We start from the raw sequence: 450 nt of genomic DNA on the forward strand, positions 1-450 counted from the left end.
AGGATATACTCAACACGCTCGCCCTGTTCTATGGTGAGCGGATAACCGGAAACTAGCAGGACAATTCACCGTTCTGCCCACAAAAATTCCGACACTCCCATCCAGCACGAAGAGTGCTGCTGGGGGTACCGGTGAGCCGATCGGTGGTGTTCCGGATTCAGGTGCCAAGGGTGGGGTTAGGGTGACGCACATGGTGGTTTCGGTGGGTCCGTAGCCGTTGATGACTGTGTGTTCGGGTGCCCAGCGGTCTACTACCTGGGCGGGGCAGGTTTCACCGCCGAGTATCAGTGTCAGCGGTTCCAGGTCGTGTGGCGTGAGCATTGCTGCAGCGGTGGGGGTTTGGGTCAATACGGTGACGTGTTGGGCGGCGAGGACGTCGTGGAAGTCGTTGGGGGAGAGGGTGATCGAGTCGGGGATCACGACCAGTCGGCCGCCGTGGAGTAGCGGGCT

Annotated in this window: 1 pseudogene; it reads right to left on the reverse strand. The window is 60.4% G+C overall.

Annotated features, from left to right (window positions below):
• Positions 1–96: 96 nt before the first annotated feature.
• Positions 97–450, reverse strand: a pseudogene (locus tag IG65_RS37505) (AMP-binding protein); the annotation flags it as partial.

The sequence above is a fragment of the Nocardia sp. NRRL WC-3656 genome, from assembly GCF_000720265.1.
Taxonomy (GTDB): Bacteria; Actinomycetota; Actinomycetes; order Mycobacteriales; family Mycobacteriaceae; genus Nocardia; species Nocardia nova.